Origin of the sequence: Ensifer sp. Root954 (assembly GCF_001429005.1) — a bacterium.
GTDB lineage: Bacteria > Pseudomonadota > Alphaproteobacteria > Rhizobiales > Rhizobiaceae > Ensifer > Ensifer adhaerens.
Window position 1 is genome coordinate 713,909 of record NZ_LMJM01000023.1, and the last position, 22,012, is coordinate 735,920.

The 22,012-nt window shown below is 61.4% G+C and carries 21 protein-coding genes and 1 pseudogene; all 22 read left to right on the forward strand.

Going from position 1 to position 22,012, the window contains the following annotated elements:
• Nucleotides 1-299 precede the first annotated feature (299 nt).
• The gene (locus ASE71_RS17490; protein ID WP_034803593.1) at nt 300-665 is read left to right on the forward strand and encodes an NADH-quinone oxidoreductase subunit A; all 366 of its coding nucleotides are present in this window, start codon (nt 300-302) and stop codon (nt 663-665) included.
• Nucleotides 656-1,234 (forward strand): NuoB/complex I 20 kDa subunit family protein, encoded by a 579-nt coding sequence (locus ASE71_RS17495; RefSeq protein ID WP_034803591.1) that lies wholly within the window; start codon nt 656-658, stop codon nt 1,232-1,234. Before ASE71_RS17490 ends, ASE71_RS17495 begins: the two co-directional genes overlap by 10 nt.
• 18 nt (nt 1,235-1,252) lie before the next feature.
• Nucleotides 1,253-1,858: an NADH-quinone oxidoreductase subunit C gene (locus ASE71_RS17500; protein ID WP_034803588.1), complete on the forward strand. Its 606-nt coding sequence runs from the start codon at nt 1,253-1,255 to the stop codon at nt 1,856-1,858.
• A gap of 57 nt (nt 1,859-1,915) precedes the next feature.
• A complete protein-coding gene (locus tag ASE71_RS17505; RefSeq protein WP_060522193.1) occupies nt 1,916-3,106 on the forward strand; it encodes an NADH-quinone oxidoreductase subunit D in 1,191 nt (396 codons plus the stop codon).
• A complete protein-coding gene (locus tag ASE71_RS17510) occupies nt 3,106-3,363 on the forward strand; it encodes a hypothetical protein (RefSeq protein ID WP_034803583.1) in 258 nt (85 codons plus the stop codon). The genes ASE71_RS17505 and ASE71_RS17510 overlap by 1 nt, the downstream gene beginning before the upstream one ends.
• A 16-nt stretch (nt 3,364-3,379) precedes the next feature.
• On the forward strand, nt 3,380-4,510 hold the full coding sequence (locus ASE71_RS17515) for an NADH-quinone oxidoreductase subunit E (protein ID WP_060522194.1): 1,131 nt from the start codon (nt 3,380-3,382) through the stop codon (nt 4,508-4,510).
• 11 nt (nt 4,511-4,521) lie between these two features.
• The gene (gene nuoF, locus ASE71_RS17520) at nt 4,522-5,826 is read left to right on the forward strand and encodes an NADH-quinone oxidoreductase subunit NuoF (RefSeq protein ID WP_057252325.1); all 1,305 of its coding nucleotides are present in this window, start codon (nt 4,522-4,524) and stop codon (nt 5,824-5,826) included.
• A 7-nt stretch (nt 5,827-5,833) separates the two neighbouring features.
• On the forward strand, nt 5,834-6,484 hold the full coding sequence (locus ASE71_RS17525; protein WP_034803576.1) for an NADH:ubiquinone oxidoreductase: 651 nt from the start codon (nt 5,834-5,836) through the stop codon (nt 6,482-6,484).
• Nucleotides 6,485-6,593: 109 nt separating this feature from the next.
• A complete protein-coding gene (gene nuoG, locus ASE71_RS17530) occupies nt 6,594-8,675 on the forward strand; it encodes an NADH-quinone oxidoreductase subunit NuoG (RefSeq protein WP_060522195.1) in 2,082 nt (693 codons plus the stop codon).
• A gap of 20 nt (nt 8,676-8,695) precedes the next feature.
• Nucleotides 8,696-9,739 (forward strand): NADH-quinone oxidoreductase subunit NuoH, encoded by a 1,044-nt coding sequence (nuoH, locus tag ASE71_RS17535; RefSeq protein WP_034803570.1) that lies wholly within the window; start codon nt 8,696-8,698, stop codon nt 9,737-9,739.
• 64 nt (nt 9,740-9,803) lie between these two features.
• Nucleotides 9,804-10,295, forward strand: coding sequence for an NADH-quinone oxidoreductase subunit NuoI (gene nuoI, locus ASE71_RS17540; RefSeq protein WP_025426590.1), 492 nt, complete (start codon nt 9,804-9,806; stop codon nt 10,293-10,295).
• Between the two features lie 138 nt (nt 10,296-10,433).
• Nucleotides 10,434-11,048: an NADH-quinone oxidoreductase subunit J gene (locus ASE71_RS17545; RefSeq protein ID WP_034804235.1), complete on the forward strand. Its 615-nt coding sequence runs from the start codon at nt 10,434-10,436 to the stop codon at nt 11,046-11,048.
• Nucleotides 11,049-11,076: 28 nt separating this feature from the next.
• A complete protein-coding gene (nuoK, locus tag ASE71_RS17550) occupies nt 11,077-11,385 on the forward strand; it encodes an NADH-quinone oxidoreductase subunit NuoK (protein WP_034803568.1) in 309 nt (102 codons plus the stop codon).
• A 7-nt stretch (nt 11,386-11,392) separates the two neighbouring features.
• Nucleotides 11,393-13,387, forward strand: a complete 1,995-nt coding sequence (nuoL, locus tag ASE71_RS17555) for an NADH-quinone oxidoreductase subunit L (RefSeq protein WP_060522196.1) — start codon at nt 11,393-11,395, stop codon at nt 13,385-13,387.
• Nucleotides 13,387-14,898 (forward strand): NADH-quinone oxidoreductase subunit M, encoded by a 1,512-nt coding sequence (locus ASE71_RS17560; RefSeq protein WP_060522197.1) that lies wholly within the window; start codon nt 13,387-13,389, stop codon nt 14,896-14,898. The genes nuoL and ASE71_RS17560 overlap by 1 nt, the downstream gene beginning before the upstream one ends.
• Nucleotides 14,899-14,917: 19 nt before the next feature.
• Nucleotides 14,918-16,360, forward strand: a complete 1,443-nt coding sequence (nuoN, locus tag ASE71_RS17565) for an NADH-quinone oxidoreductase subunit NuoN (protein WP_034803562.1) — start codon at nt 14,918-14,920, stop codon at nt 16,358-16,360.
• Nucleotides 16,360-17,124, forward strand: a complete 765-nt coding sequence (locus ASE71_RS17570) for a biotin--[acetyl-CoA-carboxylase] ligase (protein WP_060522240.1) — start codon at nt 16,360-16,362, stop codon at nt 17,122-17,124. The genes nuoN and ASE71_RS17570 overlap by 1 nt, the downstream gene beginning before the upstream one ends.
• Before the next feature lie 25 nt (nt 17,125-17,149).
• Nucleotides 17,150-18,817, forward strand: coding sequence for a ribonuclease J (locus ASE71_RS17575; RefSeq protein ID WP_060522198.1), 1,668 nt, complete (start codon nt 17,150-17,152; stop codon nt 18,815-18,817).
• A gap of 57 nt (nt 18,818-18,874) precedes the next feature.
• Nucleotides 18,875-19,279: a methylmalonyl-CoA epimerase gene (mce, locus tag ASE71_RS17580; protein WP_034803559.1), complete on the forward strand. Its 405-nt coding sequence runs from the start codon at nt 18,875-18,877 to the stop codon at nt 19,277-19,279.
• Nucleotides 19,280-19,409: 130 nt separating this feature from the next.
• On the forward strand, nt 19,410-19,679 hold the full coding sequence (locus ASE71_RS17585; protein WP_034803557.1) for a DUF1467 family protein: 270 nt from the start codon (nt 19,410-19,412) through the stop codon (nt 19,677-19,679).
• Nucleotides 19,680-20,427: 748 nt separating this feature from the next.
• Complete coding sequence (gene proS, locus ASE71_RS17590) at nt 20,428-21,756, forward strand: proline--tRNA ligase (protein WP_034803555.1); 1,329 nt, start codon at nt 20,428-20,430, stop codon at nt 21,754-21,756.
• A 19-nt stretch (nt 21,757-21,775) separates the two neighbouring features.
• A pseudogene (locus tag ASE71_RS36955) lies at nt 21,776-22,012 on the forward strand (lipoprotein-releasing system transmembrane subunit LolC); the annotation flags it as partial.

The following is a 22,012-nucleotide window of genomic DNA, read 5'->3' on the forward strand; positions in this document are numbered from 1 at the left end:
TTTCTTCTCTCCGTCCTTACTGCGAATTGCGTCGGCCCTGGGGCCGGATTGTGCGCTGCGGCAATCTGTCTCGTCTCGCTTTGATTTACCGTAAAGTTCGCGTCGGCCTGCGAATCCGCGCTTTGTCGGTATCACCCGTCCGATCCTGTGTTGCGAAGCGGTTTAAATGGCCCCTCAAGGCTTGCGCGACGGCGCGGGCTGCGCTAACCACTCCGGCGTTGCAACATATTTTTCGGCCTGCGAGATTTGTTGTTCTGGCGCTCTCCCATGCGCCCTCCCGCAGGCAGGGACGGATAACAATGACTGAACTTCTCGGTTCCTACGTTCCGATCGCGATTTTCATTGGAATCGCATTGGTGATCGGTGTGGCGCTTCTGATTGCTCCCTTCGCCGTCGCCTTCAAGGCTCCTGATTCGGAAAAGCTGTCGGCCTACGAGTGCGGCTTCAATGCGTTCGACGACGCCCGCATGAAGTTCGACATCCGCTTCTATCTCGTGTCGATCCTCTTCATCATCTTCGACCTCGAAGTTGCCTTCCTCTTTCCTTGGGCGGTTTCGTTCCATGAATTGGGCTGGTTCGGCTTCTGGTCGATGATGGTGTTCCTCGGTGTGCTGACGATCGGCTTTATCTATGAATGGAAGAAGGGAGCGCTGGAATGGAACTGACCTCCGGCACCACGCTCGTTGCGCCCAAGCCGAAAGGGATCATCGATCCCTCCACCGGCAAGCCGATTGGCAGCAATGATGCATTCTTCGGCGAGATCAACAATGAGCTCGCCGACAAGGGTTTTCTGGTCACCTCGACCGACGAGCTCATCAATTGGGCCCGTACCGGTTCGCTGATGTGGATGACCTTCGGTCTCGCCTGCTGCGCGGTCGAAATGATGCAGATGTCGATGCCGCGCTACGACGCCGAACGCTTCGGTTTTGCGCCGCGCGCCTCGCCGCGCCAGTCCGACGTCATGATCGTCGCCGGCACACTGACCAACAAGATGGCGCCTGCGCTCCGCAAGGTCTATGACCAGATGCCGGAGCCGCGTTACGTCATTTCGATGGGTTCGTGCGCCAATGGCGGCGGCTACTACCACTATTCCTATTCGGTTGTTCGCGGTTGCGACCGCGTCGTTCCCGTCGACATCTACGTGCCAGGCTGTCCTCCCACGGCAGAAGCGTTGCTTTACGGCGTGCTCCTGCTGCAGAAGAAGATCCGCCGGACCGGCACGATCGAGCGCTAAGGGCAGGGGGTCTTTGATATGAGTGAAGCCCTGAATGAGCTTGCGTCCTACCTGCGCGAAACGCGCGGTGCGCTGATCTCCGACGCATCGCTGGCCTATGGCGAGCTGACGCTGACGACGACGTCGGCGAACCTGATCGCGCTGCTTACGTTCCTTCGTGACGATGTGCAGTGCGCCTTCGTCAATTTCGTCGATGTCTGCGGCGTCGACTGGCCGCAGCGGCCGGACCGTTTCGACGTTGTCTATCATCTCTTGTCGCCGCGCCAGAACCTGCGCGTGCGCGTCAAGGTCGCAACCGGCGAGAACGAGCCGGTTCCGTCGGCAACGCCGGTCTATCCCGGTGCCGACTGGTTCGAGCGCGAAGCCTACGATATGTACGGCATCCTGTTTACCGGCCATCCTGACCTGCGTCGCATCCTGACGGACTACGGTTTCGAAGGACATCCGCTGCGCAAGGACTTCCCGGTCACCGGTTTTGTCGAGGTGCGTTACGACGACGAAGCAAAGCGCGTCGTCTACGAACCCGTCGAACTGAAGCAGGAATTCCGCAACTTCGACTTCCTCTCTCCCTGGGAAGGCACGGACTACGTGCTGCCCGGCGACGAGAAGGCGAAAGCACGGTGAGACTAAGTGGTCCGCGGTAGCCGGTGAACGGCTGCCGTCCGACCTGGAGCAATCGGTATGACCGAACATAACGTCCGCAACTTCAACATCAACTTTGGTCCGCAGCATCCGGCGGCGCACGGCGTTCTTCGTCTGGTGCTCGAGCTTGATGGCGAAATCGTCGAGCGCGTCGATCCGCATATCGGCCTGCTGCATCGCGGTACCGAAAAGCTGATCGAGACCAAGACCTACCTGCAGGCCGTGCCCTATTTCGACCGCCTCGACTACGTGGCGCCGATGAACCAGGAGCATGCCTACGCGCTGGCGATCGAGAAGCTGACGGCGACCGAAGTTCCGATCCGCGGCCAGCTCATCCGCGTCCTCTATTCGGAAATCGGCCGCATCCTCTCGCATCTTCTGAACGTCACGACGCAGGCCATGGACGTCGGCGCGCTGACGCCGCCGCTCTGGGGCTTTGAAGAGCGCGAAAAGCTGATGGTGTTCTACGAGCGTGCCTGCGGCGCGCGCATGCACTCGGCCTACTTCCGTCCGGGCGGCGTCCATCAGGACCTGCCGCACGAACTCGTCGAAGACATCGGCAAGTGGATCGATCCGTTTCTGAAGACCGTCGACGACATCGACGAACTCTTGACCGGCAACCGCATCTTCAAGCAGCGCAACGTCGACATCGGCGTCGTCAAGCTCGACGATGCCTGGGCCTGGGGCTTCTCGGGCGTGATGGTGCGTGGCTCGGGCGCTGCCTGGGACCTGCGTCGTTCGCAGCCCTATGAGTGCTATTCGGATCTCGAGTTCGATATCCCGATCGGCAAGAACGGCGACTGCTTCGACCGTTATCTGATCCGTATGATCGAAATGCGCCAGTCGGCCCGCATCATGCGCCAGTGCGTCGATCGTCTGCTCGGCGATGCCAAGGTCGGTCCGGTTTCGTCGCTCGACGGCAAGATCGTTCCGCCGAAGCGCGGCGAGATGAAGCGTTCGATGGAAGCGCTCATCCACCACTTCAAGCTCTATACCGAAGGCTACCACGTGCCGGCCGGCGAAGTTTACGCCGCCGTCGAAGCGCCGAAGGGCGAATTCGGCGTCTATCTCGTCTCCGACGGCACCAACAAGCCCTATCGCTGCAAGATCCGTGCCCCAGGTTATGCGCATCTGCAGGCGATGGATTTCCTCTGTCGGGGACACCAGCTTGCCGACGTTTCGGCCGTGCTGGGCTCCCTCGATATCGTGTTCGGTGAGGTGGACCGCTGATGCGTCTCGCGCCCCTGGCCACGCTCGCTCTTCTCGCGCTTGCATCGACCGTTTCTGCACAGGAGCAGGTCGAAAGCGGCGCGACGTCGGGCGGCATGCGCGGGGGCTCGATGGCCGATCTCGTTGCCAAGGGCTACGAGATCAAGGCCGCGGTCGCCAATGGCACGCGCTACATCGTATTTTTGCAGAAAGACCAGTCAGCCTATGCCTGCGAATTCGTCTCGGTGACGAAATCGCGGTGCGGTTCGATTAACTGATAAGGTGTCCACTAGAATGTCCGTTCGTCGACTAGCCGAAGACACCGTCCAGCCAGCGAGCTTTGCCTTCAGCAAGGAGAACGCCGCCTGGGCGAAGGAAACGATCAATAAGTACCCCAAGGGTCGAGAGCAGTCTGCCGTCATCCCGTTGTTGATGCGCGCTCAGGACCAGGACGGCTGGGTCACGAAGGCCGCCATCGAGTCGATCGCGGACATGCTCGGCATGCCGTACATCCGCGCGCTCGAAGTTGCGACCTTCTACACCCAGTTCCAGTTGAAGCCGGTCGGCACGCGCGCCCACATTCAGGTTTGCGGTACGACGCCCTGCATGCTGCGTGGCGCCGAAGACCTGATCAAGGTTTGCAAGAGCAAGATTGCCCATGATCCCTTCACCCTGAACGAGAGCGGCACGCTTTCCTGGGAAGAAGTCGAATGTCAGGGCGCCTGCGTCAACGCGCCGATGGTCATGATCTTCAAGGACACCTTCGAAGACCTGACGCCCGAGCAGCTCGAGCAGATCATCGACCGTTTCGAAGCAGGCAAGGGTGCTGAAGTCACCCCCGGTCCGCAGATCGATCGCATCTATTCGGCTCCGGAAGGCGGCCCGACGACCCTCATGCTTGCGGATGCGGCTCCGGCCAAGGCTGCGGCCAGCGCCGCCAAGAAGGTGAGCGATGCTCCGGCCGTCTCCGTGCCGCCGTCGAATGCCGGCCGCGCCAAGACCGCGTCGGCCGTGACCGACGCATCGCTGAAGACCCCGGCGACGGCAAAGGCGGAAGCCGCTGCCAACGCCAAGGTGGAAGGCGACACTGTCGACAAGTCGAAGCCGGCCAAGGCTGCTGCCGTCTCCGGCAAGCCGTCGCTGGAGGACAAGAACCGTCCGGCCGGCATCGAGAAGCCGGCAGCGACCGACGATCTCAAGCTGATCTCGGGCGTCGGTCCGAAGATCGAGGGTACGCTCAACGAACTGGGCATCTACACCTACGCGCAAGTTGCTTCGTGGAAGAAGACGGAGCGCGAGTGGGTCGACGGATACCTGAATTTCAAGGGCCGCATCGAACGCGACGACTGGGTCAAGCAGGCCAAGGCGCTCGCCAAGGGCGGCGAAGCCGAATACATCAAGGTTTTCGGCAAGAAGCCGCGGTAAAGAGGTGAATTATGCTCAGAGATGAAGACCGCATCTTTACCAATATCTACGGCCTCAAGGACAAGTCCCTGAAGGGCGCCATGGCGCGCGGCCACTGGGACGGCACCAAGCAGCTGCTCGAAAAGGGCCGTGACTGGATCGTCAACGAAGTGAAGGCTTCCGGCCTTCGCGGTCGTGGCGGCGCCGGCTTCCCGACGGGCCTCAAGTGGTCCTTCATGCCGAAGGAAAGCGACGGCCGTCCGCATTACCTCGTCGTCAATGCCGACGAGTCCGAGCCCGGCACCTGCAAGGACCGTGACATCATGCGTCACGATCCGCATACGCTGATCGAAGGCTGCGTCATCGCCAGCTTCGCCATGGGTGCCCATGTCGCCTACATCTACGTCCGCGGCGAATTCGTCCGCGAGCGCGAGGCGCTGCAGGCGGCGATCGACGAGTGCTACGCCTATGGCCTGCTCGGCAAGAACAACAAGCTCGGCTACGACATCGACATCTACGTGCACCATGGTGCCGGCGCCTACATCTGTGGCGAAGAGACGGCGCTGCTCGAAAGCCTTGAAGGCAAGAAGGGCCAGCCGCGCCTGAAGCCGCCGTTCCCGGCCAACATGGGCCTCTACGGCTGCCCGACGACCGTCAACAACGTCGAGTCGATCGCGGTAACCCCGACGATCCTGCGCCGCGGCGCCGGCTGGTACACGAGTTTCGGTCGCCCGAACAACCACGGCACCAAGCTCTATTCGGTCTCCGGTCACGTCAACCGCCCGTGCACGGTCGAAGACGCGATGTCGATCCCGTTCCATGAGCTGATCGAAAAGCACTGTGGCGGCATTCGCGGCGGCTGGGACAACCTGCTCGCCGTCATTCCCGGCGGTTCGTCCGTTCCTTGCGTGCCCGGCGCGCAGATGAAGGACGCGATCATGGATTTCGACGGTCTGCGCGAGGTCGGTTCCAGTCTTGGAACCGCCGCCGTCATCGTGATGGACAGGTCGACCGACATCATCAAGGCGATCTGGCGTCTCTCGGCCTTCTACAAGCACGAGAGCTGCGGTCAGTGCACGCCGTGCCGCGAAGGCACCGGCTGGATGATGCGCGTCATGGAACGCATGGTTCAGGGCCGCGCCCAGAAGCGCGAAATCGACATGCTGTTCGACGTCACCAAGCAGGTGGAAGGCCACACGATCTGCGCGCTCGGCGACGCAGCTGCCTGGCCGATCCAGGGTCTGATCAAGCATTTCCGTCCGGAAATGGAAAAGCGCATCGACGAATATACGCGCAATGCGTCGTCGCATGGCGCGGTTCTGGAAGCGGCGGAGTAACCCGACGATGGCCGGCGCACGCGAAGAGGGACAGATGAAGGGACAGGCCGAAGCAGGCATTCCGTTCGCACGTCCGCTTGGCGGCGATCCGGCCGACCCGTTCGGCATGGGCGAATGGATGAAGGGCCTTTCACAGGTGCCGCTGCATCCGCTGATGGTTCACCCGGCAGCCGCAGTTGCAGCAGCGACCGCGATCGGCTTCGGTCTCACGACCCAGATTGCAGGCGCCATGATCGGCGCGATGCAAGGGGCCGTCGAGGCGGCGCAGAAGCGGGCAGAGCCCGCATCGTCTGACACGACGACTGCCGTTGTCGCAAAGACGGTGCAGGCCGACGCAAAGCCGGAACCGGTCGCCAAGCCGTCCGCACCTGCCAAGCGCGCAGCCGCAAAGCCGGTGGTCGAGAAGGTTGCCGCTCAAAAGGTGGTCAAGGTTCGCGCGACGCGCGCCAAGGCGAAAGCCACCGACGACCTCAAGCGGATCTCCGGCATCGGCCCGAAGCTCGAGCAGGTGCTGAACGCGAAGGGCATCAGCGGCTTTGCCGACATCGCCGGTTGGAGCGAGGCGGATGTCGCCCGCTTCGACGACGAACTCGGTTTCGGCGGGCGGATCAAGCGGGACGATTGGGTTGGACAGGCCAAGGCGCTGAAAGGCGCTTGAGACAACAGGGCGGGGACCGGGGACGGCCATCGCCCGCAAGCAGCAAGGCTGTGTTGGAATTGTGCGTCGCCGATGGGCCGACGGACGGAAGACAGGATTGAGTACGAAGATGGCAAAGCTGAAAGTCGACGGAAAAGAGATCGAGGTACCGGATCATTTCACGCTGCTTCAGGCGTGCGAAGAGGCCGGGGCTGAAGTTCCGCGCTTCTGTTTCCACGAGCGGCTTTCGGTCGCCGGCAACTGCCGCATGTGTCTGATCGAGGTGAAGGGAGGGCCGCCCAAGCCCGCCGCTTCCTGCGCCATGGGCGTGCGCGACCTCCGTCCGGGCCCGAACGGCGAAGCGCCGGAAGTCTTCACGACCACGCCGATGGTCAAGAAGGCGCGCGAAGGCGTGATGGAATTCCTGCTGATCAACCATCCGCTCGACTGCCCGATCTGTGACCAGGGCGGCGAATGCGACCTGCAGGACCAGGCCATGGCCTTCGGTATCGACAGCTCGCGCTACCAGGAAAACAAGCGCGCCGTCGAAGACAAGTATATCGGCCCGCTCGTCAAGACCGTGATGAACCGCTGCATTCACTGCACGCGCTGCGTTCGCTTCACGACCGAAGTTGCCGGCATTGCCGAACTTGGCCTGATCGGCCGCGGCGAAGACGCCGAGATCACCACCTATCTCGAGCAGGCGATGACCTCCGAGCTGCAGGGCAACGTTGTTGACCTCTGCCCGGTCGGTGCGCTGACCTCGAAGCCGTTTGCCTTCACCGCCCGTCCGTGGGAGCTGAACAAGACCGAATCCATCGACGTGATGGACGCGCTCGGTTCGGCGATCCGCGTCGATACCCGCGGCCGCGAAGTCATGCGCATCATGCCGCGCGTCAACGAGGACATCAACGAAGAGTGGATCTCCGACAAGAGCCGCTTCATCTGGGACGGCCTGAAGACGCAGCGCCTCGATCGTCCATACGTCAAGAAGGACGGCCGTCTGCAGCCGGCAACGTGGGGCGAAGCCTTCCAGGCGGTCAAGGCTGCCGTCGCCCAGACTTCCGGCGACAAGATCGGCGCCATTGCCGGCGACCTCGCTTCGGTCGAAGAAATGTACGCGCTGAAGCAGCTGATCGCAGCGCTCGGCTCCGAGAGTGTCGACTGCCGCCAGGATGGCGCCGCACTCGACCCGTCGCTCGGTCGCGCCAGCTACCTCTTCAACCCGACGATCGCTGGCATCGAAAGCGCTGACGCGCTGCTGATCATCGGCTCCAATCCGCGCTTTGAGGCTTCGGTTCTCAATGCCCGCATCCGCAAGCGCTACCGCATGGGCAACTTCCCGATCGCCGTGATCGGCGAGCCGGGCGAACTGCGTTACGAATACGAGTATCTCGGCGCCGGCACCGAAACGCTCGCCGAGCTCGTCTCGGGCAAGGGCAAGTTTGCAGCGGCCTTGAAGAAGGCGCAGCGCCCGTTGATCCTCATCGGCCAGGGTGCTGTTGCAGGGGAGGGCGGCGCTGCCGTTCTTTCTGCCGCCGCCAAGCTCGCAGGCGCCGTCGGTGCGGTTACCGCCGAGTGGAACGGTTTTGCCGTTCTTCACACGGCCGCTTCCCGCGTCGGTGGTCTCGACCTCGGCTTCGTTCCGGGCGCGAACGGCAAGACGGCGGCCGAGATGGTCACCGCCTCCGACGTTCTCTTCCTGCTCGGCGCTGACGAGATCGACCTTGCGGAACGCAAGTCCGGCTTCACGGTTTATATCGGCTCGCACGGCGACAACGGCGCACATGCCGCCGACGTCATCCTGCCGGGCGCGACCTACACCGAAAAGTCCGGCACGTGGGTCAACACCGAAGGCCGCGTTCAGGTCGGCAACCGCGCCGGCTTCGCACCGGGCGACGCACGCGAGGACTGGGCGATCATCCGCGCGCTCTCCGACGTGCTCGGCAAGAAGCTGCCCTTTGATTCGCTTGGCGAATTGCGCTCGAAGCTCTATGCGGCCCACCCGCATTTCGCCGATATTGACGCGATCGCGAGCGGCAACGGCGACGAAATTGCCGCACTTGGTCAAAAAGCCGGTGAGATGGGCAAATCCGTGTTTGCGTCTCCGGTCAAAGACTTCTATTTGACGAACCCGATAGCGCGCGCATCCGCCGTCATGGCCGAATGCTCGGCTTTGGCACGCAACAATTTCAAAGCTGCGGCGGAATGAGCGCGAGGGAATAGAGTATCATGGACGCTTTCGTTTCGACCTATGTCTGGCCCGCGATCATCATGGTCGCCCAGTCGCTGCTGCTCCTGGTCGCGCTGCTGCTTTTCATCGCCTACATCCTGCTCGCAGACCGTAAGATCTGGGCTGCAGTTCAGCTCCGCCGTGGTCCGAATGTGGTGGGCCCCTGGGGACTTTTCCAGTCCTTCGCCGACCTTTTGAAGTTCGTCTTCAAGGAGCCGGTTATCCCGGCCGGCGCCAACAAGGCGATCTTCCTGCTCGCCCCGCTCGTCTCCGTGACGCTGGCGCTCGCCGCTTGGGCCGTGATCCCGCTCAACGCCGGCTGGGTGATCGCGAACATCAACGTCGGCATCCTCTTCGTGTTCGCCATATCTTCTCTTGAAGTTTATGGCATCATCATGGGCGGCTGGGCGTCGAACTCCAAATATCCCTTCCTCGGCGCGCTTCGGTCCGCAGCACAGATGGTCTCCTACGAAGTCTCGATCGGCTTCGTTATCGTCACCGTCCTGCTCTGCGTCGGCTCGCTGAACCTGACGGACATCGTCAACGCGCAGTCGAGCGGCATCGGCACCAACCTCGGCCTGCCGGCGTCGTTCCTCGACTGGCATTGGCTGGCGCTGTTCCCGATGTTCATCGTGTTCTTCATTTCGGCGCTGGCCGAAACGAACCGCCCGCCTTTCGACCTTCCCGAAGCGGAATCCGAACTCGTCGCCGGCTTCATGGTCGAGTACGGCTCCACGCCTTACATGATGTTCATGCTCGGCGAATATGCCGCCATCTGCCTGATGTGCGCGCTGACGACGATCCTGTTCCTCGGTGGCTGGCTGCCTCCGGTGGACGTCTGGTTCCTCAACTGGGTACCCGGCATCATCTGGTTCGTGCTGAAGGCATCCTTCGTGTTCTTCATGTTCGCGATGGTGAAGGCTTTCGTGCCGCGTTACCGCTACGACCAGCTGATGCGTCTTGGCTGGAAGGTCTTCCTGCCGATCTCTCTCGCAATGGTCGTGATCACTGCGTTCGTTCTCAAGCTGACGGGAGCCGCATGACGATGGCTCACGTTTGGCAGCATACCGCCGGTCGCTCCCAGGCCGGCAACTCTGGAGGTAAATGATGGCCGGTCTTTCGCAAGCCGTCAGCTCGCTGTTCCTGAAGGAATTCGTCGGCGCGTTCTTTCTGTCGATGCGCTATTTCTTCAAGCCGAAGGCGACGTTGAACTACCCCTTCGAAAAGGGACCGGTCAGCCCGCGCTTCCGCGGCGAGCATGCGCTGCGCCGTTATCCGAACGGTGAAGAGCGTTGCATCGCCTGCAAGCTGTGCGAGGCGATCTGTCCTGCACAGGCAATCACCATCGAAGCCGGCCCGCGCCGCAACGACGGCACACGCCGTACGGTTCGCTACGACATCGACATGGTGAAGTGCATCTATTGCGGTTTCTGCCAGGAAGCCTGTCCGGTCGATGCCATCGTCGAGGGCCCGAACTTCGAGTTCGCCACCGAGACGCGCGAAGAGCTTTACTACGACAAGGACAAGCTCCTCGCCAACGGCGACCGTTGGGAACGGGAAATCGCACGCAACATCGCAATGGACTCGCCCTATCGCTGAGGCCAGAGCGTAGCGCCGCCCCGGGGAGGGTGGTGCATGTGACATAGGTTTGGGCAACGGCCGGACGCGTGTCCGGCTTTGCCTGTGGAGTGGGGCCAGAAGCGCCTCACGCCGTGCAAGACGAAGAAGGCACCGATCATGGGTCTGCAGGTTCTTTTTTTCTATCTCTTTGCCTTCATCGCGGTGGCGTCGGCATTCATGGTTATTGCGGCCAGGAACCCGGTTTATTCGGTTCTGTTCCTGATCCTGACCTTCTTTAACGCGGCAGGTCTGTTCCTGCTGACTGGCGCCGAATTCCTCGCGATGATCCTGCTGGTCGTTTATGTCGGCGCGGTCGCGGTGCTGTTCCTGTTCGTGGTCATGATGCTCGACATCGACTTCGCGGAACTGCGGGCCGGCGTGCTTGAATATGCGCCGGTGGGCGCGCTGATCGGTCTGATCCTTGCAGCCGAGCTCATCATCGTGGTTGGCGGTGCGACGTTCTCGCCTGAGATCGCCAAGTCGATTTCGATGCCGATCCCGGCGGTCGCCGACCGCACGAACACGGCAGCGCTCGGCGACGTGCTCTACACGCACTACGTCTACTTCTTCCAGATCGCCGGCCTGGTCCTGCTCGTCGCCATGATCGGCGCGATCGTGCTGACCCTGCGCCACCGCGAAAACATCAAGCGCCAGAACATCCCGCAGCAGGTTGCCCGCACGCCCGAGACCGCCGTCGAAGTGGTCACGGTCAAGCCCGGTCAGGGCATTTAAGTCGGACGCGAGATCGAGGAACAAAAAAATGGAAATCGGAATTTCCCACTATCTCACCGTCAGCGCCATCCTGTTCACGCTGGGCGTCTTCGGCATCTTCCTGAACCGGAAGAACGTCATCGTCATCCTGATGTCGGTCGAACTCATTCTTCTTGCGGTCAACATCAACATGGTCGCCTTCTCGGCGTTCCTGAATGACATCACTGGCCAGGTCTTTGCCCTGTTCATCCTGACCGTCGCGGCTGCGGAAGCGGCCATCGGACTTGCAATTCTCGTCGTCTTCTACCGCAACCGCGGCTCGATCGCAGTTGAAGACGTCAACATGATGAAGGGCTGATTGGGCTATGGATACCATCATCAAGGCTATCGTCTTCCTGCCTTTGATCGGCTTTCTGATCGCCGGCCTCTTCGGTAGTTCGATCGGCGCCAAGGCATCGGAATATGTCACCAGCGGTCTGATGATCATTGCCGCTGCGCTCTCCTGGTACGTCTTCTTCGACGTCGCCATGGGCCACCAGGAAATGATCAAGGTGTCGGTGCTGCGCTGGATCCAGTCCGGCACCTTCGATGTCGAATGGGCGTTCCGCGTCGATACGCTGACTTCGGTCATGTTCGTGGTCGTCAACACGGTGTCGACCCTCGTGCATGTCTATTCGATCGGCTACATGCACCACGATCCGCATCGTCCGCGCTTCTTTGCCTATCTGTCGCTCTTCACCTTCGCGATGTTGATGCTCATCACGTCGGACAACCTGGTGCAGATGTTCTTCGGCTGGGAAGGCGTGGGTCTTGCGTCCTACCTGCTCATCGGCTTCTGGTACAAGAAGCCGTCGGCCAACGCTGCTGCGATGAAGGCCTTCATCGTCAACCGCGTCGGTGACTTCGGGTTCGCGCTCGGTATCTTCCTGGTCTTCGTGCTGTTCGGCTCGGTCAACCTGGAAACGATCTTCGCTGCCGCCAAGACCTATCTTCCGGCCGAAGGTGCGGGAGCAGGGGAGGCCGTCGTCACCCTGTTCGGCATGCACCTCGACAAGGCTGATGCCATCACCGCCGCATCCCTGCTGCTCTTCATGGGCGCGATGGGCAAGTCGGCGCAGTTCCTGCTGCACACCTGGCTTCCGGACGCCATGGAAGGCCCGACCCCGGTTTCGGCTCTTATCCATGCCGCAACCATGGTTACCGCCGGCGTCTTCCTCGTCGCCCGCATGTCGCCGGTGTTCGAGCTGTCGCCGGATGCGCTGACCGTCGTCACCATCATCGGCGCGATCACCGCCTTCTTCGCGGCGACCGTCGGCCTCGTCCAGAACGATATCAAGCGTGTCATCGCCTATTCGACCTGCTCGCAGCTCGGCTACATGTTCGTGGCCCTCGGCGTCGGTGCCTATGGCGCGGCGATCTTCCACCTGTTCACGCACGCCTTCTTCAAGGCTCTGCTGTTCTTGGGTGCCGGTTCGGTCATCCACGCCGTCGATGGCGAGCAGGACATGCGTTACATGGGCGGTCTCCGGAAGCACATTCCGGTTACCTACTGGATGATGTTCATCGGCACGATCGCACTGACGGGCGTCGGCATCCCTGGCACGATCATCGGTACCGCGGGCTTCTTCTCGAAGGACGCGATCATCGAGTCCGCCTATGCCGCCCACAGCTCGGTTTCCGGTTTCGCCTATGCGCTGCTCGTTGTCGCGGCACTCTTCACCAGCTTCTATTCGTGGCGCCTGACCTTCATGACCTTCCATGGCAAGCCGCGCGCTTCCTCGGATGTCATGCATCACGTGCATGAATCGCCGCAGGTCATGCTGGTGCCGCTCTATATCCTTGGCGTCGGTGCGCTGGTCGCCGGCTTCATCTTCCACGATCACTTCTTCGGCGAAGGCTATGCCGAATTCTGGAAGGGTGCGCTGTTCACCTCGGCGGAAAACGAAATCCTGCATGAATACCACCACGTTCCGACGTGGGTTAAGTGGAGCCCGTTTGCTGCCATGGCGCTTGGCCTCTTCACGGCCTGGTACATGTATATCCGCCGGCCGGAACTGCCGAAGTATCTGGCAGAGCAGCACCGTGGCCTCTACCAGTTCCTGCTCAATAAGTGGTACTTCGACGAGCTCTATGACTTCCTGTTCGTGCGCTCGGCCAAGTGGCTCGGCACCTTCCTGTGGAAGGAAGGCGACGGTCGCGTGATCGACGGCTACGGCCCGAACGGCATTGCCGCACGTGTGCTCAACGTCACTGACCGCGTTGTCCGCCTGCAGACTGGTTACCTCTATCACTACGCGTTTGCGATGCTGATCGGCATTGCCGCGCTTGTTACTTGGATGATGTTCAGGAGTTCCTTCTGATGACCGATTGGCCCGTACTTTCCGCGGTCACCTTCATGCCGCTCGTCGGCGTCCTGCTTCTCTTGCTCACAAGGGAAGACAGCGCCTACGGCCGCCGGAACATCCTGAACGTTTCGCTGCTGACGACGATCTTCACCTTCGCCGTGTCGGTCTACATCTGGTACCAGTTCGATTCCTCGAACCCGGGCTTCCAGATGATCGAGAAGCACGAGTGGCTCGGCACCGGCATTTCCTACCATCTCGGTGTCGATGGTATCTCGATGCTGTTCGTGGTGCTCTCGGCCTTCCTCATGCCGTTCTGCGTACTGGCGAGCTGGCTGTCGATCGAGAAGCGGCTGAAGGCCTACATGATCGCGTTCCTGGTCCTGGAAACGTTCATGATCGGCGTCTTCGTGTCGCTCGATATCGTGCTCTTCTACGTGTTCTTCGAAGCCGGCCTCATCCCGATGTTCCTCATCATCGGTGTCTGGGGCGGCAAGGACCGCGTTTACGCCAGCTACAAGTTCTTCCTCTATACGCTGCTCGGCTCAGTGCTGATGCTGCTCGCGATCATGGCGATGTACTGGCAGGCCGGTACGACCGACATCACGCAGCTGCTGGCCTATAACTTCCCGCGCCAGATGCAGACTTGGCTGTGGCTCGCCTTCTTCGCCTCCTTTGCGGTGAAGATGCCGATGTGGCCGGTCCACACCTGGCTTCCCGACGCACACGTTCAGGCGCCGACGGCGGGCTCGGTCATTCTGGCCGGCGTCTTGCTGAAGCTCGGCGGTTACGGCTTCCTGCGCTTCTCGCTGCCGATGTTCCCGCTGGCCTCAGATTACTTCGCGCCGTTCGTCTTCACGCTTTCGGTCGTCGCCATCATCTACACCTCGCTGGTGGCGCTGATGCAGACCGACATCAAGAAGCTGATCGCCTATTCGTCCGTTGCGCACATGGGCTACGTGACGATGGGTATCTTTGCCGCCAACGTTCAGGGCGTGCAGGGTGCGATCTTCCAGATGCTGTCGCACGGCATCGTCTCCGGCGCGCTCTTCCTTTGCGTCGGCGTTGTCTACGACCGCCTGCACACCCGCGAAATTGCCGCCTATGGCGGCCTCGTCAACAACATGCCGAAATACGCCGTCGCCTTCATGGTGTTCACCATGGCGAACGTCGGCCTGCCGGGCACGTCCAGCTTCGTCGGCGAAGTCCTGACCCTCGTCGGTGCCTTCCGTGCCAACACCTGGGTTGCGCTCTTTGCCACCTCCGGCGTGATCCTGTCGGCCGCCTATGCGCTCTGGCTCTATCGCCGGGTCGTGTTCGGCGCGCTGGAAAAGGAAAGCCTGAAGGCGTTGCTCGACCTGTCGCCGCGCGAAAAGGCCATCCTTTATCCGCTGGTGATCCTGACGATCTTCTTCGGCGTCTATCCGGCACCGATCTTCGATGCGACCGCGGCCTCCGTGGATCTGCTCGTCAACAACTACTCCGCAGCCCTGCAGGCAGCGCAAAACGTTGCGCTTTCGGTGCAATGACCACAGGACGTGATTGGACATGACTGCTGAAACCCTCCTTGCAAGCCTGCAACTCTCGATCCCCGAGCTGATCCTCGCGGTCGGCGCGATGGCGTTGCTGATGATTGGCGTGTTTTCCGGCGAGAAGTCGGCGTCGACGGTCACCGGTCTTGCGGTTGCCCTCCTGATCATCGCTGGCCTCTGGCTCGTGCTTAAGACCGGTGAAGGCGAAGCCTATGGCGGCGCCTTCCTGTCGGACCCCTTCGCCAAGTTCATGAAGGTTCTGGCCCTGATCGGCTCCATCACCGCCCTGGTGATGACGGTCGGCCATGCGCGCTCCGCCCAGATTGACCGTTTCGAGTTCCCGGTGCTTCTGGTGCTGGCAACGCTCGGCATGCTCTTGATGATCTCGGCCAACGACCTGATCTCGCTCTACCTGTCGCTGGAACTGCAGTCGCTGGCCCTTTATGTCGTCGCTGCCATCAACCGCGACAGCATCCGCTCGACGGAAGCCGGCCTGAAGTACTTCGTCCTCGGTGCGCTTTCTTCGGGCATGCTGCTTTACGGCATGTCGCTGATCTACGGCTTCACCGGCCACACCGGCTTTACCCAGATCGCGGCTGCGCTGACGGCTGAAGGCCGCTCGCTCGGCCTGATCTTCGGTCTGGTCTTCGTACTCGCCGGCCTCGCCTTCAAGATCTCGGCCGTGCCGTTCCACATGTGGACGCCTGACGTTTATGAAGGCGCGCCAACGCCGGTCACCGCCTTCTTCGCGGCGGCACCGAAGGTCGCCGCCATGGCGATCCTCGTTCGCATCGTCATCAACGCCTTCGAGCCTGTCGTTGCTGACTGGCAGCAGATCATCGTCTTCATCTCGATCGCATCGATGCTGCTCGGTGCCTTCGCGGCGATCGGCCAGAAGAACATCAAGCGCCTGATGGCCTATTCCTCGATCGGCCACATGGGCTACGCGCTGGTCGGCCTTGCTGCCGGCTCCATGGCTGGTGTTCGCGGCGTGCTGCTCTACATGCTCATCTACATGGTCATGACGCTTGGCACCTTCGCCTGCATCCTGGCGATGCGCCGCAAGGAAGGCGAAAACGTCGAGAACGTCGACGATCTCGCCGGTCTCTCGCAGACCAACCCCTTCATGGCGACGGTGCTGACCGTCCTGATGTTCTCGCTCGCCGGCATCCCGCCGATGGCAGGCTTCTTCGGGAAGTACTTCGTCTTCATGGCGGCCATTGAAGCCCAGCTCTATGCGCTCGCCATCATCGGCGTTCTCGCATCCGTCGTCGGCGCCTACTACTACCTGCGCGTCATCAAGGTAATGTGGTTCGACGATGCCAAGGGCGAGTTCGCCCGCACCGCCGGCGAACTGCGGCTGGTGTTCGGTCTCTCGGGCCTGTTCGTTCTCGGATACGTGCTCATCGGCGGCCCGCTCGGAAACGCCGCTGAAGTCGCGGCGCGGACCTTCTTTTGATCGCCTTTGAAAGTGGCGGCCGGATCTCGCTCGACGATTTCCGGCACGTCGCTCTCGATGCGGTCGGGTCGACCAACAGTGAATGCCTGGCGCGTGCGCGTCAGGGTGACCCGGGCAATCTCTGGGTCACGGCCATCAGGCAGACCGGCGGGCGCGGACGTCGCGGCCGGGCATGGTTCTCCGAACCGGGCAATCTCTACGCTTCGCTTCTCCTCATCGAGCCGGCACCGGTCGAGCACCTGCACTCTTTGCCGCTCGCTGTCGCCGTCGCCGTTCACAGGGCGATCCGCCAGGTGATGCCGCCCGGTTCGGCGCCGGTGGAGATCAAGTGGCCGAACGACATCCTGATCGACGGCAAGAAGACCTGCGGTATCCTGCTTGAAGGCGAAAGCCTCCCGTACGGGCGCCGGGCGCTGGTCATCGGTTGCGGCATCAACATCGCGGTCCAGCCGGATGAAGGGCTCTATCCGGTGACGTCGCTGGCCAATGAAGGAGCGTCGGTTTCGCCCGACGAACTCTTTGCGCGCCTGTTCCTGACGATGGCGGAGACCCTGCTGGTTTGGGATCGGGGCGCCGGTATCACCACGACGATCGAACAATGGCGGGCAGCAGCCCGCGGCATCGGTGAAACGATAACCGTGAACCTGCCGGACCGGTCGCTTTCAGGGCGCTTTGCCGGTATTGATGAGGCCGGACGGCTGGTGCTCGACACCGGCAACGGCATGACGCAGGCGATTGCCGCCGGCGACGTATTTTTCGGATAAATTTGGAACAGGGGCGCAACACGACATGGCGCAAGAAGAAGAATTGGTGTTCTTGCCGCTCGGCGGCGTCGGCGAAATCGGCATGAATCTTGGCCTGTACGGCTACGGACGGCCGGGCAGCCGCCAGTGGATCATGGTCGATTGCGGTGTGACGTTCCCGGGGCCAGAGCTCCCGGGGGTCGACCTCGTGCTCCCCGATATCGGCTTTCTCGCCGAAGAGCGCCGCAATCTCAAGGCGATCATAATCACCCATGCGCACGAGGACCACTATGGCGGTCTGAACGACCTGTGGCCCGGTCTCAATGTGCCGGTCTATGCCTCGCCGTTCACGGCAGGCATGCTCGAAGCCAAGCGGGATTTCGAGAAGAGCCGGGGCGAGATCCCCATCACGATCTTCAAGCAGGGCGACCGCATCAATGTCGGCCCCTTCGAGATTGAGGCCGTCGGCGTCAACCACTCGATCCCCGAGCCGATGTCGCTGATCATTCGCACGCCGGTCGGCACCGTGGTTCATACCGGCGACTGGAAGATCGACCTTCACCCGTCGCTCGGACCGTTGACCGACGAGACACGCTTCCGCCAGATCGGCGATGAAGGTGTGCTTGCGCTCGTCTGCGATTCCACCAATGCGATGCGCGACGGCGTTTCGCCGTCGGAGCAGGAGGTTTCCGAAAGCCTGACGAAGATCATCGCCAACGCTGAGGGTCGGGTGGCGATCACGACGTTCTCCTCGAATGTCGGGCGCATCCGCTCGATCGCCGAAGCGGCGGAAGAGGCCGGCAGGGATGTGCTTCTGCTCGGCAGTTCGATGAAGCGGGTCGTCGCCGTCGCTACGGATCTTGGGCTGATGGAAGGCATCAAACCTTTCCTCGCCGAAGACGAGTTCGGCTACGTGCCGCGCGACAAGGTCGTGGTCATCCTGACTGGCAGCCAGGGCGAGCCGCGGGCAGCCCTTGCCAAGATCGCCCGTGACGAGATGCGAAATGTCGCCTTCTCGGCTGGCGACACGGTCGTGTTTTCCTCACGCACGATCCCGGGCAACGAAAAGGCGATCAACGACATCAAGAACGGCCTGGTGGAACAGGGCATCCACATCATCACCGACAGCGAGGCGCTGGTGCACGTATCCGGCCACCCGCGTCGCACCGAGCTGCAGCAGATGTACCAGTGGCTGCGGCCGCAGATCCTCGTACCTGTTCATGGCGAGGCGGCGCATCTGACGGCGCATGGCGAACTAGGCCGGCAGTCCGGCATCGCCAGCGTTCCGCGTCTCAGGAACGGCGAAATGCTGCGTCTTGCGCCAGGTCCCGCCGAAGTGATCGACGAAGCGGCCCATGGCCGCATCTACAAGGACGGCAGCCTCATCGGCGATTTCGAGGAGATGGGCATCGGCGAACGCCGCAAGCTTTCCTTCGCCGGCCATGTCGCCGTCAACGTGGTTCTCGACAGCCGCTACGATTTCCTGGGCGACCCGGATATCGTCGCGATCGGCTTGCCGGAGTTCGACGACGAGGGCGAGGACATGGAGGACACGCTCTATGACGCCATCCTTGGCGCCGTCGAGAGCATTCCGCGGGCAAAGCGCAAGGATCTGGCAATGCTGCAGGAGGCGGTCCGCCGCGCCGTGCGCAGCACCGCGAACCAGATCTGGGGCAAGAAGCCGATCGTCACGGTGTTTGTCACCAAAGTCTGATTGGCCGGTCGCCCGTGACCATGTAAGCGGAACCGGACGTCAAAGCGGGAGATCGCAATGCTTGGAAGAGTGAACCACATCGCCATCGCAGTGCCGGATCTTCACTCCGCCGCCGAAAGTTATCGCTCGACGCTCGGCGCTTCCGTCACCGAGCCACAGGCTTTGCCCGAACACGGCGTCACCGTCGTGTTCGTCACGCTTGCAAACACGAAGGTCGAGCTGCTGGAGCCGCTCGGCGAGGGCTCACCGATTGCCGCTTTCCTGGCGAAGAACCCTTCGGGCGGGATGCATCACATCTGCTACGAGGTAGAGAACATCCTGTCGGCGCGCGACGCGTTGCGCGCCGCCGGAGCGCGAGTGTTGGGCGATGGCGAGCCGAAGATCGGCGCCCATGGCAAGCCGGTGCTCTTCCTGCATCCCAAGGATTTTCAGGGTACGCTGATCGAACTCGAAGAGGTGTGACAGTAGATCGCGCGATGCCGGTTTGTGCGATCGGGCGGTCAGCGCTATAAGGCGGACGGAATGTCGCGGAAGTCGTGGCGAAACGCGGGTTGCTCGCTGTCTTGCCGATCGCCTTCACCGGGAGCTTGAAATGCCGCTTTTTTCGACCTTTGCCATCTACTTCATCATCTGGTGGATCACGCTCTTTGCCGTGCTGCCCCTCGGCGTGCGCACTCAGGCTGAAGAAAACAGCGTCGTTCCGGGGAGTGTCGAGAGCGCCCCGGCGAAGTTCAACGCCAAGCGTGTTGTGCTTTTGACGACGGTGATTGCGGCCGTCATTCAACTTGCCTGGTATATCCTGTCCGTCAGGCTCGGCTACGGCATAGATTCCATTCCGCGTTTCTACCCAAAATTTGATTGATAAGTTCATCGCGGCCGCCGCGTGAGCCGGTCGCTCTCAATGCGACATGTTCTGTGCAATTTGATGGGCACATCTGTGCCTTGACGGAGCCTGCGCGCATGCCCGCGGGCAAAACCCGGGCAGTTGCAGGATTGACCGCCGTGAAATTGACATAGTTCAATTTTGCAAGGTGCTTCGCGCGTCTGTCTCTTGCTGAAAAGCAAAAAAAAACAAGGCTAAAAGCCTTGTTTTTCAAGTTTCGCGTGATCTTTAATCCGTTTCCGGCGGCAGCGACGAAGCGCGCCTAAGATCTTATCCTCCCAAGACTTGACCGCGAAAGTCGGCAAGAATTTAGTCTTCATGCCTGTTTTGTGAGCCGAAACTAGCCCAAACATTGGGCTCTGTCATCCTGTTTTTTTGCATTTTTGCTACAGTCGGGTAAAATATTCCCGTTGACAATTACTGTCGTAATCTTGTTACTAGCGTGCTCTTTTGACGCAGGAGCGGCGTCGAGTTCCCCCTGAAAATCCGTGGATGCTTTCTCTGCCCGTGACAACGGAGAGCAGGGTTTTCTTCCGCCGGCGAAGCAGCTATGAACGCAAGGCTCCTAAAGGTTCCTGCCGGCTTTGCCGGTGATGGAAAATGGAGAGCCCGACCCGAGAAGCAGCGGTCGCCTTTACCAATCAAAAGGTGAAGCCGGCATCTCTCTCAACGTCATTTCGCCCGAATCCGCCGATAGTGCGACGTTCATCAAGTTCTGGAACCCGTCATGCGCCTGTCCCGCTTTTTTATGCCCATCCTGAAGGAAAATCCCAAGGAAGCGGAAATCGTTTCCCACCGCCTCATGCTGCGCACGGGCATGGTCCGGCAGCAGTCTTCGGGCATCTATACCTGGCTGCCACTGGGCAAGCGGGTTCTCGACAAGGTCAACGCGGTCATCCGCGAGGAGCAGAACCGCTCCGGCGCGATCGAGCTTCTGATGCCGACCCTCCAGTCTGCCGAGCTGTGGCAGGAAAGCGGCCGCTACGACGCCTACGGCAAGGAAATGCTGCGCATCAAGGACCGGCAGGACCGGCCGATGCTCTACGGTCCGACGAACGAGGAAATGATCACGGACGTCTTCCGTTCCTACGTGAAGTCCTACCGCGACCTGCCGCTCAATCTCTACCACATCCAGCTGAAGTTCCGTGACGAGATCCGTCCGCGCTTCGGCACCATGCGCTCGCGCGAATTCCTGATGAAGGACGCCTATTCCTTCGATCTCGACCGGGAAGGGGCCGAACACGCCTATAACCGGATGTTTGCCGCTTACCTGCGTACCTTCGCACGCATGGGCCTTCGCGCCATTCCGATGCGCGCCGATACCGGCCCGATCGGCGGCAATCTCAGCCACGAATTCATCATCCTCGCCGATACCGGCGAGTCCGAAGTGTTCTGCCATAAGGATTTCCTCGGCTTCGACATTCCGGGCGAAGACACGAATTTCGATGACGTTGCCGGCCTGAAGACGATCTTCGACAAGTGGACCTCGCGTTATGCGGCGACGTCGGAAATGCACGACGAGGCAGCCTTCAACGCGGTTGCCGAGGGCGACCGACTGTCGGCCCGCGGCATCGAAGTCGGCCACATCTTCTATTTCGGCACCAAGTACTCCGAAGCCATGGGCGCCAAGGTTCTCGGCCCCGACGGCAAGGAGCATGCAGTGCACATGGGTTCCTATGGCATCGGTCCGACCCGTCTGGTGCCGGCGATCATCGAAGCCTCGCATGACGACAACGGCATCATCTGGCCGAAGTCGATCGCGCCGTTCGATGGCGTCATCATCAACATGAAAGCGGGCGATGCCGCTTGCGACGGCGCCTGCGAGACGCTCTATTCCGAACTCGGCAAGGCTGGATTCGAGGCGCTGCTCGACGACAGGGACGACCGCGCCGGTGCGAAGTTCGCGACGGCTGATCTGATCGGCGTTCCGGTCCAGATCATCGTCGGACCGCGTTCGATCGCCAATGGCGAAGTCGAGGTCAAGGACCGCAAGACCGGCGAGCGCGAGACGATGACCGTCGAAGCGGCGATCAACAAGCTGATCGCAACGAAGTGACGAGGCGAGGGAAGGCAGGATGACCGCCGTGACTGAAAATCAGGTGCAGGCCGCAGAGCGGCCTGAAAAGTCCTCCAGCCGACCCTTTTCCGCCTTCGAGCGTATGGTGGCGTGGCGCTACCTGCGCTCCAGACGCAAGGAAGCCTTCATCTCTGTCATCGCCGTCTTCTCCTTCATCGGCATCATGCTCGGCGTGGCGACGCTGATCATCGTCATGGCGGTGATGAACGGCTTCCGCACCGAGCTCATCTCCCGC